Below are 13,444 nucleotides of genomic sequence, written 5' to 3'. Positions count from 1 at the left end.
CCTTCCCGCCGCCCAGATACTTCTCCAGCTTCTCGATCTCGCCCAGGTGCTTGATGACTTCCTTCTTGGGCAGCATATCGAAGGTGCCGTCGGCCTGCATGGTCTTCAGCTGGTTCAGACGGTCGATACGGGTACGCATGGTCTTGAAGTTGGTCATCATACCGCCCAGCCAGCGGGCGTTGACGTAGTACATGCCGCAGCGGGTAGCCTCATCCTTGATGGCCTCCTGCGCCTGCTTCTTGGTGCCCACGAACAGCAGGGACTGGCCGCTCTCGGACAGCTGACGCACGAAGGCATACGCCTCCTCCAGCTTCTTCACGGTCTTCTGCAGGTCGATGATATAGATGCCGTTGCGCTCGGTGTAGATATAGGGAGCCATCTTGGGGTTCCAGCGACGGGTCTGATGACCGAAATGCACACCGGCCTCCAGCAGAGCCTTCATGGATACGACGTTCTGATTTGCCATTTTTGTTGTTTCTCCTTTTGTTTTAGTTTGTACCTCCAGCCTCCTCCTCCCTCCGGCCAACCTTGCGGCACCGACCGGAGATCCGAAGCTGTGCGGATTCACCAGAATATGATAGCACGGCTTTTTCCATTTTGCAAGGAGAAATTCCGGTTTTTCACCGGAATTTTCCCACTTTTTTCGCCGCAGATCAGGCCTCCTGCCGGAAATACTCCGGACCGGCGCCGCACAGCGGGCATTTGTAGTCTGCCGGCAGCTCGTCGCCCTCGTAAACGTAGCCGCACACCTTGCACACGTAGCGGTGCTTTCCCTCGCCGGTGGCGTCCTCCTCCGTCTGTTCCGCCTTCACGTCGGCGGCAATGGCATCGGCCAGACGCTGCATCTGGGCCGCCTGATCCGGCCGCAGCGCCGACTTCACCGTCAGCACCGGTTCCACCGCGGACCAGCCTTTCAGCGGGGACAGCAGCGCATCCATCTTCTTACCGCTGGCCGGCGACCAGGTGCCGTTCTCGATCAGGGCGTACCGCCGGTCCGCCAGGGCGTGGGCCGCGATGTCGCGGAGCAGGTCCTCCATGGTCACAAAGATGCCCATGTTATACGTGGCGGACGCGAACACCAGATGGCTGTACTTGAAAGCGTCGGACACGACATAGGGTGCCGGCGTCACCGACACGTCGAACATCTTCACCTGCACGCCCTGCTCTGCCAGACGGCAGGCCAGCACGTTGGCGGCGTTCTCCGTGCCGCCGTACACCGAGGCGTAGGCGATCATGACGCCCCGCACCTCCGGCTCGTACCGGCTCCACAGGTCATACTTGCCCAGCAGATAGCCCAGCTCCTCCCGCCACACGAAGCCGTGGAGCGGCAGCAGCATCTGGATGTCCAGCGTCTCCGCCTTCTTCAGCACCGCCTGCACCTGGGGGCCGTACTTGCCCACAATGTTGGTGTAGTAGCGCCGCGCCTCGTCCAGATAGTCGCGGTCGAAGTTCACCTCATCGGCGAACAGCGCGCCGTTCAGGGCGCCGAAGCAGCCGAAGGCGTCCGCCGACAGCAGCAGCTTGTCCGTGGCATCGTAGGTCAGCATCACCTCCGGCCAGTGGACCATGGGCGCCGCCACAAAGTGCAGGGTGTGCCGTCCGGTGGACAGCGTCTCCCCCTCCTTGATAACGGTGATGCGCCCCGCCAGCTCCGGCCCGAAGAACTGGCCGATCATGGTCTTGGCCATGGCGCTGCACAGCACCTGCGTCCGGGGATAGTCCCGCAGCAGGTCAGCCAGCTCCGCTGCGTGGTCCGGCTCCATGTGGTGCACCACCACGTAGTCCAGCTCCCGTCCCGCCAGCGCGTGGGTCAGGTTCTCCCGAAACGTATGGCGCACCGCGCTGTCCACCGTGTCGAACAGCACAGTCTTTTCGTCTGTCAGCAGATAGCTGTTGAAGCTGATGCCCTGAGGTACATCGTACACGCCCTCAAACATCGCCAGACGCCGGCAGTCGGCGCCCACCCATGTATAATCGTCGTTGATCTTTCTCGTGCAGTACATCGTATCATCCTTTCCGCGGCCTGTGCCGGTATGATCTCCATTTTGGCGCGCCGTACCGCCGCGCCCATTTCAGCGGAAACATTATAGCAGAGCTTTCCGCCGTTTTCCACTGTTTTTTGCCCGTTCGCGCAAAAAAACACAGCGCCCCGTGAACAGGGCGCTGTGCGGGTATTCAGTTACGGCGCCAGGTGCCAGCGCTCCCCGCTGCTCAGCACCACGTCCACAGGCCCCGTCGGAAGCGCGTCAAGGCTGTCCAGCAGCACGATCTCGCAGATCGGCAGGTTCGGCAGCGGCATCTTCCCCAGCTCCTCTGGGATCTCAGGCACTTTCCCCAACAGGGCTGCCAGCTCAAAGGGCCGCGCGTCGAACCGCTCCTCCATGTTCATCCAGAGCGTACCGGCGTTGATGCCGGCTACCAAGTACTCTGCACCGTCCGCCTCCAGCCGATCCGGATCGGTATCCCCTGGGCGAAACGCGGCAGATTGCCCCGGCTCGCATACCATCAGGAGCTTCGTGCGGCCGCTCTGCTCCAGGATAAAGCCGATGGACCAGAATACCCGCCCATTGCAGGGGGGCAGCTTCTGTACTCTGGGCTGCACCTCCCGCATATTGCGGGTAAAATACGCCAATGCACCAATAATCAAGCTTTCACACCTCACATCGTCAATTCACATCAATAACTTGCCGAACTGGTACTGTAAAGAGCGATCGATAGGATTCATCCATCGGAAATCCCTCAATGCTCGTAGTATCCATATACATTGTTTCGACCCCAGCGTCGCTCCAATACGTCCCCACAGTATGATTTCCACGTGCTGTCCCACGGGCAAGAATATCAGGGCTTCCACTTGCCACCACTTTTCCAGTCGGTGTCGTTAGGCAGTAGTCTGTCACATATATTTTATCCAGCAAAAGGGTAGCATCCCAGTGAAACGTCAATGTATAGTATCCATCCATGCCACCTGTTCGGTTTGAAACAAACCAACTATACTTAGCAAAGCCAATCGCAGCTCTTGTTCCATTTTCATCAACAGAATATAAATCTACACGAACCCAGTCAACCCCTGCGTCATTCACCACGCTCGTTTCGGCTATATATTCGCAGGTAGAATCATCGACCGGTATCTCAATAACTGTTCCGTCAACTGTAATAATTGCTTTTTCATTTTCCGTAATAACAGTTGCGGTCCCACTTTCGGTTGCAGATGCAGTCGGCACTAACGAAAGAATCATCAGAATACTCAGGAGAAGCGCCGATACACATTTTTTTGTTTTCATATGTCCTCCTCTTATAGTTCTTATGATTGATACAGAATTTTTGGTGTCGATTGTCCTTTCGTGGTATAAATCCAGCTTGTTACTTACATCAATACATTGGAAACACCTCTTTCTCTAATTTGGTAAATTCAAATACAAAAGAGTGTCGTCTCAACTAATATAATTTATTATACCAAACCCGCGCGGCATTTTCTACCATTTTTTGCACATTTCTACAAAAAAACACAGCGCCCCGTGAACAGGGCGCTGTGCGGGTATTCAGATGGCCTTCTTGGCGATGTCGCACAGGGCGGCGAACGCCACGGTGTCGTTGATCGCCATCTCGGACAGCATCTTGCGGTTGATCTGGATGCCGGCGACCTTCAGACCGTGCATGAAGCTGGAATAGTTCATACCCTGGGCCTTGACAGCCGCGGAGATACGGGTGATCCACAGCTGACGGAAGTCCCGCTTCTTCAGACGGCGGCCCACATAGGCGTAGGTCAGGGACTTCATGACCTGCTCGTTGGCCATCTTGAAGTGCTTGGACTTCGCGCCCCAGTAGCCCTTGGCCAGCTTCAGAGTCTTGTTTCTTCTTTTACGCGCCATCATCGCGCCTTTTACACGTGCCATATTTCAATTGCCTCCTATTCTAACGATTCCGTCTCTTATTTGTAGGGGATCATCTTGCGGATGGTCGCCTCGGTGGTGCAGTCAGCATAGGTGGTGCTGCGCAGACGACGGCCACGCTTGGTGTCCTTCTTGGTCAGGATGTGGCTCTTGAACGCATGAGCTCTCTTGACCTTGCCGGATTTCGTCAGGTTGAAGCGCTTCTTTGCGCCGCTATGGGTCTTCAGTTTAGGCATAATATTACTCCTTCCAATATGATCCTCTGTGGGGAAACGCGGTTACTTGCCGGCCTTGGGGGACAGGAAGATGGACATGTTCCGTCCCTCCAGCTTGGCGGCCTTGTCGAGGGTAGCCACTTCGGTGCACAGGTCTGCAAACTTATTGAGAAGATCGCGGCCGATGTCGGTGTGCGCCATCTCACGGCCGCGGAAGCGGACGGATACCTTGACGCGGTTGCCGTCGGACAGGAACTTCTGGGCGTTCTTCAGCTTGGTGTTGAAATCGCCCACGTCGATGCCCGGGGACATCCGGATCTCCTTGATCTCCACCACGTGCTGGTTTTTTCTGGCTTCCTTCTCGCGCTTGCTCTGCTCGAATTTGTACTTGCCGTAGTTCATCAGCTTGCACACAGGGGGCGTCGCCTGCGGGGAGATCTTTACCAGATCCAGCCCGTGCTCCTCCGCGATGCGCAGGGCTTCTTCACCGGACACAATGCCCATCTGCTCTCCGCCTTCGCCGATCAAACGGATCTCCTTGTCGTTGATCTCTTCATTCAGTTGATGCTGTACCTTGCTAATACCGAAGCACCTCCAATCCAAAATAAAAACGCGAATGCTCTCCGCATCCGCGCAACAACACAAGCTGCCCATGGGACACTTGCTGACGCTGTTGACCTCTTTGCTCTGCGCGTGAGGTGAGGCGGATGCACCGACCTTCTTTGTTTTCCTGAGTATTGTACCGCACTTTGCCCCCGCTGTCAACTACATTTTTTTGATTTCTGACGCATAGTACCGATTTTTCCGGCCATACTGACGCTGTAACTGTTAAAAAGGAGGTGCCTCACATGGAGGAGCGCAAAAACGCCAAGACCGAGCAGAACACGAACGAGCAGAATACCCAGAACGCCAACAAGAACGCCAAGAACACGAAAAACGCCAAGAACTGCAAATAATCCCATGCACAGACGGAGAGCCGCGGCTTCTGCCGCGGCTCTTTTGCTGCATTTTAATGGGTCACGCCCAGATACTCCTCCAGCGTGATGCCGCGGTTGAAGATCTCCTGGGCCACGTCCTTGCCCACATAGCGATAGTGCCAAGGCTCATAGATGATGCCGGTGACATCGCTCTTTCCGTTGGGATAGCGGTGGATGAACCCGTAGCGCCAGGAGTTGGCCATCAGCCACTTCTGGGTGGGGGTCTTTTCCTGCTCCTCCGTCAGGTTCTGGTTGTTGATGTCCACCACGTCCACCGTAAGACCCAGCTGATGCTCGCTGGTGCCCGGTACGGCCACCACCGTGCCGGCCTCCTGCACCGCCTGGTCGTGGCTCTTGCCCTCGGCCTCAAAGGCGGCCACTTTCTTGTCGAACAGCTCCTGCTGCGTCTCCTGAGTCCGGTAGGCCGAGCAGATCAGGGGCTCGTAGCCTGCGTCGCGGCAGGCGTCCATCATCTCCTGCAGTGCGTCATAGCACCGCCGGTCGATCTGGGAGCCATTGCTCAGATCCACCAGATCCACTTCCCAGTCCGACGGCAGCGGGTTCCAGGGGTTCACCAGCGTCAGCAGCTCGTTGTCCGCCGCCGACGGCTTGGCGGCTGGCTCCTGCTGGTCGTCCTGACGGGCCAGCGCCTCCGCCGCCTGCTGTTGCTGCTGGTCCTGCTCCTGCTTCTTATTCCTGCACCCCTTCACGATGAAGATGATGCCCACGATCAGCACCGCCAGGAACACCGCCGCAATAGCGCGGTTGCGCATGGCCTCTCTGTACCGGCGCTGCCGTCTCCGTTCTCTTTCGTCCATAACTCCTTACCTCAATTCCCGGGGGTAGACCCCCGCTCTGTGCAGCTCCAGCAGCTCCGCCGCCACCCGCGCCCGGTCCTCGTGGTACGTCATGCCGAACCACCGGTCCTTGGACTGCAATACGGATACCGACAGCCTGCCCTCCTTCAGCAGCTTGCCCACCATGTTGGGCAGCAGGCACTCTGCCTTCGCATTCTCCCCCGCGTCGCGGCGCAGGAAATCCTCAAAGTACCGCTCCATCTCATCGAACACCGACGGCATGAAGCCCCAGAAGTTCATGGATACCACCGTGTCCGGCTCCAGCAGCACGCCGCTGTCCTCATCGCCGATGGTGCCGTCGTCACGCAGGCGGATCTTCAGCGTCTCATGGATGTCCGTGAGATAGCCGTCCCGCGCGTGACACACGCCGCGGGACAACGTGCCGTATCTGGTGACGGTGTTTTTCAGCAGATACCCCACCATGGTGGCCGCGCCCCGCTCCGGCAGGCGCTGCAGCTCCTCATAGATGGTACGGTAGGCGTCCACACCGTAGTAGTCGTCGGCATTGATGACGCAGAACGGCTCGTGGACGAATTCCCTGGTACACAGCACCGCGTGGGTGGTACCGAAGGGCTTGGTGCGCCCCTCCGGTATCCGGTAGAACGCCGGCACGGAGGAGAAATCCTGAAAGGCGTAGCACACCTCCACCGGCTGGCCCTCCGGCGTCCGCAGACGCGAGGCCATGTCGCCGCACAGCCGCTTCATCAGCTCCAGCATATCCGGCTTGATGATGAACACGATCTTATCGAAACCGGCCCGCACCGCGTCGTAGACGCCGTATTCCATGAGGATCTCCCCGTTAGGGCCCACGCCGTCCGTCTGCTTATTGCCGCCATAGCGGGAGCCCAGGCCCGCCGCCATAATGACTAAGGTTGTTTTCATGGTGTTCCTCCTGTATTGTCCCCCGAAACGTCCGCCGTCAGACCTGACGGCCACAACGCACAGTATAGCACAGTTTTCTCCCCGCTTCAACCGCTTTCGCTCCGCCGGACTTTAAGATTTGCCTAATTTCGCCGCAAAATTTCTTTTGCAGCTCCCTCTGGATTTTTCTGCCGGCGTCCCCTATAATATAGTATGTTTGGGACAAGCTCCGGCCTCCCGCTGCGGAGGCCGGAAATCCATGTTTAAGGAGAGAAAGCATATGAAAACATCCCAGAAGGTGATGGGGCATGTCTACGCCATCTTCACCATTCTCGTGTGGGGCAGCTGCTTCGTACTGACCAAGGAGCTTCTGAAAGGCTACACCGCCATTCAGATCATCCCCCTGCGCATGGGCCTGGCCTATGTGGCCCTGTGGGCCCTGCGCCCCAGGACATTGAAGCTCCCCTGGAAGGATGAGCTGATGTTCATCCTCATCGGCATCACCGGCGGCAGCTTCTACTTCTTCCTGCAGAACACCGCCCTGACCTACACCTACGCCGCCAACGTCAGCATCATCGTAGCCCTGTCCCCCATCCTGACGGTGATCCTGGCTCAGCTGTTCTCCCGCAGCGGGGAGCGCCTGGGCAAGTACGTCTACATCGGCGCGGCCATCGCCATCGCCGGTGTGGTGCTGGTGGTGCTCAACGGCCAGATGTCCTTCCATCTGAACCCGCTGGGCGACCTGATCGCACTGGCCGCCGCCCTGATGTGGGCCGTGTACTCCATCCTCATCAAGAAGTACACCGAGCAGTACGACAACTTCCTGGTGACTCGCCGCGTCATGCTCTGGGCGTTCCTGACCTCCCTGCCCCTGATGCTGCTGACGGACGGCATGCCCGACCTGCGCCCTCTGTTCACCACGCCGTCCATGCTGCTGAGCTGGCTGTTTCTGGGCGTGTTCGGCAACGCCGTGTGCTTTGCCATCTGGAACATCGCTTTCCAGCGTCTGGGCGTTGTCATCACCAACAACTACCTGTACGCCTCCCCCTTCGTCACGCTGGTGGTGGGCTTCCTGCTGCTGGACGAGCAGATCACCGTCATGAGCGTGGTGGGCGCCGTACTTATCACCGCCGGCGTCATTGTGGCTCTGAAAAAGCCTGCCGGCGAAAAAGCGGCGGATGTGTAACCTCGCCACCCGATAAAAACCCCCCTCCGTGCGTCTGCACGGAGGGGGGGGGTTATCGTCTTATTTCTTCCCTAACCGGCTGAAGCCCCAGAACGTCAGGGGCCATACGCATCCGGCGAACAGCACCACCAGCAGATAGCGGATACCACCGGCGATCTCCGCCGCCCCGCCGCACAGCGCGATGAGCGGCGCTTTCAGCCCCGCCCGGATGGCCAGCAGCAGTCCGAAGCCCACCACCAGCTTGATGATCTGGGCCCACCACACCGCCTGCGTCTCGAAACGGATGTACCGCCGGTCCAGAATGTTGGCCGCCAGCATTCCCAGCGTAGCGCCTGTCAGCTTCCAGGCGTTCTGCAAAGCGCTGACATAGTTGGCGGTGTCCTCCGCCGTGGTTCCCGTGTCGCCCCGCAGGTACAGATAAACGATGAACGCCGCACTGCACAGCACCATGACGCCGATCATCGCCGTCAGCACACGGGGGCGGCGGTCCGCCTCCTCCATCAGCGGGTACACCAGCAGCACCAGCGCCGCAGCGATAACGAAGGACACCCCCACGTCCAGCGGCGTGTGGACACCCAGATACATGCGGCTGAAGCAGATGACCAGCGTCAGCGCGATGCACACCACCCGCAGCCACCGCCGCCTGGTGTACCGTGCGATGCCGCCGTAGGTGGCCACCGCGTTCTGGGTGTGGCCGCTGGGAAAGGAGTATCCCGTGGCCTCGGCCCGTGCGCTCTCCACGATGGTAAAGTCAGGATTCTTCACCCATGGCCGCGGCACGCAGCACAGGATCTTCAGAAATTGATTGAGAATGGTGCCGAAAAAGCCCACCGTCATGAGGTAGTAGCCCATCCGCTTGCTGACGCACCAGAACACCGTCACGGCGATGACCATGAAGAAAAGCTCTCCGCCCATGTGGGTCACAGCGCCCAGTATCGTGTCCAGCAGCGGCGTCCGAATGGACTCCAGCGCGTATAGTAGCTTCATGCTGTCCCGTCCTTTCCGCCGCCAGAGCGGCCTGTGCCGCTATTATACACGCTTTTCTTTTTCTGCGCAACCGTTGACCCTCCGCCGCCGTTTTGCTATACTGAAGAAAACAGCACAGGAGGACACGTACCATGCACCCCACCGAGCTTCTGAATATCCTGCACACCGCGGAAAAGCTGAAGGACACCACCCGTCACTGCGACACCTCCGGCGGCCGCCGCGAAAGCGTGGCGGAACACAGCTGGCGCATCGCGCTGATGGCATTTTTCCTGCGGGATGAGTTCCCCCGGCTGGACATGGACAAGGTGCTGCAAATGTGCCTGATCCACGATCTGGGCGAGTGCTTCACCGGCGACATCCCCTCCTTCCTGAAAACCGATGCCGATACGACCCGTGAGGATTCCCTGCTGGCTCAGTGGGTATCCTCCCTTCCCGCCCCCTACTGCACCGAGATGGCGGCGCTGTACGCCGAGATGGACGCCCTGGAGACCGACGAAGCCCGTCTCTACAAGGCGCTGGACAAACTGGAGGCGGTCATCCAGCACAACGAGGCCCCTATCTCCACCTGGCTGCCCCGCGAGTACGCCCTGAACCTGACCTATGCCGACGAAAATGTGGCCTTTTCCCCCTACCTCACCGCCCTGCGGGAGGCGGTCCGCGATGAGACGAAGGCCAAGATCGACGCTAACGGCGGCATGCCGCTTTCTGCGGAATGACCCATCTGAAAAAGGAGAAACCATGCTGAACGAAAAAGGCTTTGACCAATGGGCAGAGGACTACGAGCAGAGCGTTGCTCTCTCAGATGCCGACGATCGCTATCCCTTCGCGGGATATCGTGACATTCTGGATACGATCTGCCGCAATATTCTCTCTCAGGGTGCAAAGGATGTGTTGGACATTGGCTTTGGCACCGGCACACTGAGTGCTGCGCTCTATGCCCAGGGCTGCCGCATCTATGGGCAGGACTTTTCCGCGCAGATGCTCCGCCTGGCGCAAGACAGAATGCCGAAAGCCACTCTTTTCTGCGGCGACTTCTCACAGGGGCTGTCCACACCACTGACACAGCGCACCTATGATGCCATCGTTGCCACCTACTCGCTGCACCACCTGACGGACCGGCAAAAAGTGGATTTTATCCGCAGCCTTCTTTCCCTGCTGCGGGAGGACGGCTGCCTCTATATCGGTGACGTGGCTTTCCCTTCCAGAGCCGCGCTGAAGGCGTGCCGTCTCCATGCTGGTGACCTGTGGGATACCGATGAGACCTATTTCGTTTTCGATGAAATGAAATGCTTCTTCCCACAAATGCAGTTCGAACCGCTCTCCCCCTGTGCCGGTATTCTCTCCCTGCGCCGTCACGCCTGATGCCCCCGCCGTCTCATGGCCCTCATTGATGCAGAAAGAGCTGTATATGACCGCTTTCGCGGTTATATACAGCTCTTTTTCTTACACCGTCAGTTCCACAAGGAGTCCCTCCGGTCCGGCGACACAGCCCTCATAATAGCCGTCCCCCGTGACCTGCGGCTAATGCTGGCCACCGCATAGCCGTCTCTGCGGAGTCACTGGGTCAACGCATCCACCGCCTCGCGGCTCTCCAGAGAAAACGCCGTATGGGCGCAGCCGCGCTGCCTGCATCGGCCAACTCTGGCCGGTGCATCAGCTCCAGCCGCGCACCGTCTGGACCGTCCCGCCCCTTGTCTCCGGATACGGCACCACCGGCGGCTGATCCGGCCGGTGCTCTCCGATCATTTTCTCCATCCAGATCATGTTGTACCAACGCCCGAACTTGTAGCCGCAGCTGCGGAACTCCGCCACCTGCCGGAAGCCCAGATGACTGTGGAACTCCATGCTGTTCCGCGTCACATACTCATCCTCCCGGTCCGGACAGGTAATGCAGGCGTAGAGGTTCAGCACCCCCATGTCCCGCAGCCGCTCCTCCATGGCGGCGTAGAGACGCCGCCCCATGCCGCACTTCCGGGCGTCCTGCGCCAGATAAATGGACAGCTCGCAGCACCAGTCATAGGCCGCCCTCTCCTTGAAGGGCCCCGCGTAGGCGTAGCCTTGCACCACACCGTCCCGCTCCGCCGCCAGGTAGGGAAACCGCGCCATGGTCCGGTGCATCCGCTCCCGCATCTCCTCCCGCGTCGGCGTCTCGTACTCGAAGCTGATGGCCGTGTGCCGCACGTAGTAGTCGTATATTTCCCGTATCCGCTCCGCGTCCGTCAGCACCGCGTCACGGATCACCACTTCTCCGTATTTTTCTGTCATGTTCCGGATCTCCTTTGTATATGGCTGCTTATGTATCTCATCCCCTGCGGATGGGGTGCCGTATCACCGTTTTCCACTTCTCCGGTATCACGCGCCGCGCGTCCGACAAGTAGATCTCGTGGTGCATACGTGTCTCTGACAGGTCGTTCACATATCCTTTTTCCGCCAGAAAGCTGTCCATCCTTGCCACCGTCTCCGCCTCCGTGTCGAAGGGTCCCAGGTGCATGCACTGCACGCACAGCCCCTCCTCCACCGTCAGGAACTCCACCGCGCCGCAGTCCAGCTTTTTCTTCTCCCACGCGGCCTGCTTCGCCCAGCACAGCTCCTCCTCTGTCACGAAATCCGGCAGCCGGATGACCGAGACCCACCGGAACGCCGCCTTGTCCGCAGTGCCGGTCTGCCCCTGCTGCCAGAAGCCCTCCAGCGGCGGCACCACATAGTCGAAGAAGCCGTCGATTTCATGACCGGCCCGCCCGCTCATTTTCAGCGTGTACGCCACGGTATACAGCATCTGTATCGCCTGCCGGTACGCACCCTCCGGCTGATTCGGGTCACCCTGTCCCCGCACCGCCATGTAGTGCACGGCGGGCACCGCCACGATCTCCGGCCGATCCTTCGGCAGATAAAACTCCCGATACTCCTTCTTAAAATCAAACGCCATACCGCGCTCCTTTCCACATTCAGCGCCGGTCTGCAAGCCGGTATACCGCCAGCCCATCGGAAACTCTGTCGTTGCGGAAGCCCTTCTTGCCGGCAAGGTGCATCGTCGCCGTCTGCTCCGGCACACACTCGATGACAACGTCCTTCTGTGTCTGCCGCGCCCGGTCAATGAGCCGGTCCGTCAGCTCCGACGCGTAGCCGCGCCCCCAGTACTCCGGAAACAGTACCCAGCCGATCTCCATACTGTCCGCATCATATTCGTGATAGATGACATATCCGATAAAGCGCTCGTCCTCCTGGACGGCGTACACAAGAGGCGGTTCGGACAGCCCCGCATCGTGCAGGAATGCTTCCGCCTGCACACGGTCATAGGGCGGCTCCAGATAGCGCATCACCATGGGATCTGACAGCAGCCGGTACAGCTCATCGCCATCGCCGCTGCGCATCCTTCGTATTGTGATGTCCATCCTTCGCGCCCCCCCAACGTATAGCTGTTATATCCTACCACACCCGCAACAGAAGCGCAAGAACCGACAATGGCGTATCGCCTGCAAACGGAACATATTTAAAAACATCCGGACTATTGATCTTTTCCAAAACCTTCGCTATACTAACTTTAGCGGAGTCAGTCAGCGTCGTAGTTCCGTTTTTGGAGCGCGGCTTGGCGGTTACCTCCGCTTTTTTTATTGCTTCATTATCGATCACAACATAAAGGAAGTTCTTGCCGCTCTAAGCATGTACTTCGAGCCAGCGGTGCACGTATCCCGAAACCACATCCGAAAACCAATGCACACCCTGACCGGTCTCAAAAGAGGAGCCATCCCCTCCGTGGCCGCAAAATGTACATTGCAGCTTGTTTTGCGCTGCGTGTTGATGGGAAGAACACAGCTTGAGCTGCACTCTCCACCTCTCTGACCCGTCAGGCGGTATACAATATGGATATCGTGGACGGCAACATCATCCGCAGCACCGACGGCAAGGTGCTGATGAGCCTGAAGGAGCTGGCCAAGACCGCCCAGTACAACGCCGCCAAGAGCGAGCGCATTACCGCCGAGTCCACGTTTACCATCCGCAACAACGCCTATACTTAGGCCAACAGCATAACGCAGTTTGCGTAACGTAGTTGGTTTCTAAAATACTCCTTGTGTGCTAAAGTATACGCCCGACTAAGCCATGAAGGAACGTATCCAGAAATTGCGCTCAAATAACCGGCTCACCTCAGAGCCAGGCATCCGGAGCCGCAAGGTTACAGTTCTCTTCGTGGGTCAAATTTCTGCACGGCCTGCATACAACAAGGCACATGGAATAGGAGCTATTTTTCCCTTGCTCGCAGCAGCATATCCCGTGCAGCAGTACAGTATATCTCACACGAGACGAAGTACAGCGCGCCGCACCATCTTCGCGTAGCAAAGGCATCATAAAATAAAACAAAGCCCACGACTTTTGTCGTGGGCTTTGTGTTGGCGCTACCTATCTTCCCGGGCCGTCTCCAGCCAAGTATTGTCAGCAGAAGCGAGCTTAACTTCCGTGTTCGGGATGGGAACGG

17 protein-coding genes and 1 rRNA gene are annotated in these 13,444 nt (G+C 58.6%); 4 read left to right on the top strand and 14 right to left on the bottom strand.

The window, feature by feature from the left end:
* From rpsB to ACZM22_RS10805, 9 genes are all read right to left on the bottom strand, one after another.
* The coding region (rpsB, locus tag ACZM22_RS10845; RefSeq protein WP_489544078.1) for a 30S ribosomal protein S2 at nucleotides 1-466 on the bottom strand (466 nt) is incomplete at its 3' end.
* 187 nt (nucleotides 467-653) lie between these two features.
* Nucleotides 654-2,003, bottom strand: a complete 1,350-nt coding sequence (locus ACZM22_RS10840) for an oxygen-binding di-iron domain-containing protein (RefSeq protein WP_489544077.1) — start codon at nucleotides 2,001-2,003, stop codon at nucleotides 654-656.
* 176 nt (nucleotides 2,004-2,179) lie between these two features.
* Nucleotides 2,180-2,647 (bottom strand): hypothetical protein, encoded by a 468-nt coding sequence (locus tag ACZM22_RS10835; protein ID WP_484424093.1) that lies wholly within the window; start codon nucleotides 2,645-2,647, stop codon nucleotides 2,180-2,182.
* Nucleotides 2,648-2,666: 19 nt separating this feature from the next.
* Nucleotides 2,667-3,281 (bottom strand): hypothetical protein, encoded by a 615-nt coding sequence (locus ACZM22_RS10830; protein ID WP_489544076.1) that lies wholly within the window; start codon nucleotides 3,279-3,281, stop codon nucleotides 2,667-2,669.
* 258 nt (nucleotides 3,282-3,539) lie between these two features.
* Complete coding sequence (rplT, locus tag ACZM22_RS10825) at nucleotides 3,540-3,893, bottom strand: 50S ribosomal protein L20 (protein WP_417306261.1); 354 nt, start codon at nucleotides 3,891-3,893, stop codon at nucleotides 3,540-3,542.
* Between the two features lie 35 nt (nucleotides 3,894-3,928).
* Nucleotides 3,929-4,126 (bottom strand): 50S ribosomal protein L35, encoded by a 198-nt coding sequence (rpmI, locus tag ACZM22_RS10820; RefSeq protein ID WP_417306262.1) that lies wholly within the window; start codon nucleotides 4,124-4,126, stop codon nucleotides 3,929-3,931.
* A 42-nt stretch (nucleotides 4,127-4,168) separates the two neighbouring features.
* A complete protein-coding gene (gene infC, locus ACZM22_RS10815) occupies nucleotides 4,169-4,759 on the bottom strand; it encodes a translation initiation factor IF-3 (protein ID WP_484424091.1) in 591 nt (196 codons plus the stop codon).
* Nucleotides 4,760-5,114: 355 nt separating this feature from the next.
* On the bottom strand, nucleotides 5,115-5,900 hold the full coding sequence (locus ACZM22_RS10810) for a M15 family metallopeptidase (RefSeq protein ID WP_489544075.1): 786 nt from the start codon (nucleotides 5,898-5,900) through the stop codon (nucleotides 5,115-5,117).
* A gap of 6 nt (nucleotides 5,901-5,906) precedes the next feature.
* Nucleotides 5,907-6,821, bottom strand: coding sequence for a nucleotidyltransferase family protein (locus tag ACZM22_RS10805; RefSeq protein WP_489544074.1), 915 nt, complete (start codon nucleotides 6,819-6,821; stop codon nucleotides 5,907-5,909).
* 259 nt (nucleotides 6,822-7,080) lie between these two features.
* Between ACZM22_RS10805 and ACZM22_RS10800 the strand changes: the two genes are divergently transcribed.
* Nucleotides 7,081-7,986 carry a DMT family transporter gene (locus ACZM22_RS10800; protein ID WP_489544073.1) on the top strand — a complete coding sequence of 302 codons (906 nt, stop codon included), beginning with the start codon at nucleotides 7,081-7,083 and terminating at the stop codon, nucleotides 7,984-7,986.
* A gap of 60 nt (nucleotides 7,987-8,046) precedes the next feature.
* On the opposite strand, the gene ACZM22_RS10795 is transcribed toward ACZM22_RS10800, so the two are convergent.
* Nucleotides 8,047-8,973 carry a phosphatase PAP2 family protein gene (locus ACZM22_RS10795; protein ID WP_489544072.1) on the bottom strand — a complete coding sequence of 309 codons (927 nt, stop codon included), beginning with the start codon at nucleotides 8,971-8,973 and terminating at the stop codon, nucleotides 8,047-8,049.
* A 131-nt stretch (nucleotides 8,974-9,104) separates the two neighbouring features.
* On the opposite strand from ACZM22_RS10795, the gene ACZM22_RS10790 reads away from it, so the two are divergent.
* Both ACZM22_RS10790 and ACZM22_RS10785 read left to right on the top strand, forming a co-directional pair.
* A complete protein-coding gene (locus ACZM22_RS10790; RefSeq protein ID WP_483268908.1) occupies nucleotides 9,105-9,689 on the top strand; it encodes an HD domain-containing protein in 585 nt (194 codons plus the stop codon).
* A gap of 22 nt (nucleotides 9,690-9,711) precedes the next feature.
* Nucleotides 9,712-10,335, top strand: coding sequence for a class I SAM-dependent methyltransferase (locus ACZM22_RS10785; RefSeq protein WP_489544071.1), 624 nt, complete (start codon nucleotides 9,712-9,714; stop codon nucleotides 10,333-10,335).
* A 291-nt stretch (nucleotides 10,336-10,626) separates the two neighbouring features.
* Here the strand turns inward: ACZM22_RS10785 and ACZM22_RS10780 are convergent, their stop codons facing one another.
* Genes ACZM22_RS10780 through ACZM22_RS10770 form a run of 3 tightly spaced genes read right to left on the bottom strand, consistent with a single transcriptional unit; the run spans nucleotide 10,627 to nucleotide 12,365 of the window.
* Nucleotides 10,627-11,238: a GNAT family N-acetyltransferase gene (locus ACZM22_RS10780; protein ID WP_489544070.1), complete on the bottom strand. Its 612-nt coding sequence runs from the start codon at nucleotides 11,236-11,238 to the stop codon at nucleotides 10,627-10,629.
* A 37-nt stretch (nucleotides 11,239-11,275) separates the two neighbouring features.
* Nucleotides 11,276-11,899, bottom strand: a complete 624-nt coding sequence (locus ACZM22_RS10775) for a GyrI-like domain-containing protein (RefSeq protein WP_489544069.1) — start codon at nucleotides 11,897-11,899, stop codon at nucleotides 11,276-11,278.
* A gap of 19 nt (nucleotides 11,900-11,918) precedes the next feature.
* Nucleotides 11,919-12,365, bottom strand: a complete 447-nt coding sequence (locus ACZM22_RS10770; RefSeq protein WP_489544068.1) for a GNAT family N-acetyltransferase — start codon at nucleotides 12,363-12,365, stop codon at nucleotides 11,919-11,921.
* Nucleotides 12,366-12,833: 468 nt separating this feature from the next.
* Here ACZM22_RS10770 and ACZM22_RS10765 point away from each other — a divergent pair, with 468 nt between their 5' ends.
* Nucleotides 12,834-12,989, top strand: a complete 156-nt coding sequence (locus tag ACZM22_RS10765; RefSeq protein ID WP_489544067.1) for a hypothetical protein — start codon at nucleotides 12,834-12,836, stop codon at nucleotides 12,987-12,989.
* Between the two features lie 367 nt (nucleotides 12,990-13,356).
* Here ACZM22_RS10765 and rrf read toward each other — a convergent pair.
* Nucleotides 13,357-13,444 (bottom strand): 5S ribosomal RNA (gene rrf, locus ACZM22_RS10760); the annotation flags it as partial.

It is taken from the genome of Vescimonas sp. (genome assembly GCF_057856985.1).
Note: the sequence above shows the minus strand (reverse complement) of the source record. Positions and strands in the feature narration are given on the sequence as shown.

Bases quoted from the DNA above. Each gene is read 5' to 3' on its own strand.
- rpmI (WP_417306262.1), bottom strand. From the start codon at position 4,126: ATGCCTAAACTGAAGACCCATAGCGGCGCAAAGAAGCGCTTCAACCTG.
- ACZM22_RS10770 (WP_489544068.1), bottom strand. From the start codon at position 12,365: ATGGACATCACAATACGAAGGATGCGCAGCGGCGATGGCGATGAGCTG.
- ACZM22_RS10830 (WP_489544076.1), bottom strand. From the start codon at position 3,281: ATGAAAACAAAAAAATGTGTATCGGCGCTTCTCCTGAGTATTCTGATG.
- rplT (WP_417306261.1), bottom strand. From the start codon at position 3,893: ATGGCACGTGTAAAAGGCGCGATGATGGCGCGTAAAAGAAGAAACAAG.
- ACZM22_RS10810 (WP_489544075.1), bottom strand. From the start codon at position 5,900: ATGGACGAAAGAGAACGGAGACGGCAGCGCCGGTACAGAGAGGCCATG.
- ACZM22_RS10790 (WP_483268908.1), top strand. From the start codon at position 9,105: ATGCACCCCACCGAGCTTCTGAATATCCTGCACACCGCGGAAAAGCTG.
- ACZM22_RS10785 (WP_489544071.1), top strand. From the start codon at position 9,712: ATGCTGAACGAAAAAGGCTTTGACCAATGGGCAGAGGACTACGAGCAG.
- ACZM22_RS10795 (WP_489544072.1), bottom strand. From the start codon at position 8,973: ATGAAGCTACTATACGCGCTGGAGTCCATTCGGACGCCGCTGCTGGAC.
- ACZM22_RS10780 (WP_489544070.1), bottom strand. From the start codon at position 11,238: ATGACAGAAAAATACGGAGAAGTGGTGATCCGTGACGCGGTGCTGACG.
- ACZM22_RS10805 (WP_489544074.1), bottom strand. From the start codon at position 6,821: ATGAAAACAACCTTAGTCATTATGGCGGCGGGCCTGGGCTCCCGCTAT.
- ACZM22_RS10775 (WP_489544069.1), bottom strand. From the start codon at position 11,899: ATGGCGTTTGATTTTAAGAAGGAGTATCGGGAGTTTTATCTGCCGAAG.
- ACZM22_RS10800 (WP_489544073.1), top strand. From the start codon at position 7,081: ATGAAAACATCCCAGAAGGTGATGGGGCATGTCTACGCCATCTTCACC.
- ACZM22_RS10840 (WP_489544077.1), bottom strand. From the start codon at position 2,003: ATGTACTGCACGAGAAAGATCAACGACGATTATACATGGGTGGGCGCC.
- infC (WP_484424091.1), bottom strand. From the start codon at position 4,759: ATGGGCAGCTTGTGTTGTTGCGCGGATGCGGAGAGCATTCGCGTTTTT.
- ACZM22_RS10765 (WP_489544067.1), top strand. From the start codon at position 12,834: ATGGATATCGTGGACGGCAACATCATCCGCAGCACCGACGGCAAGGTG.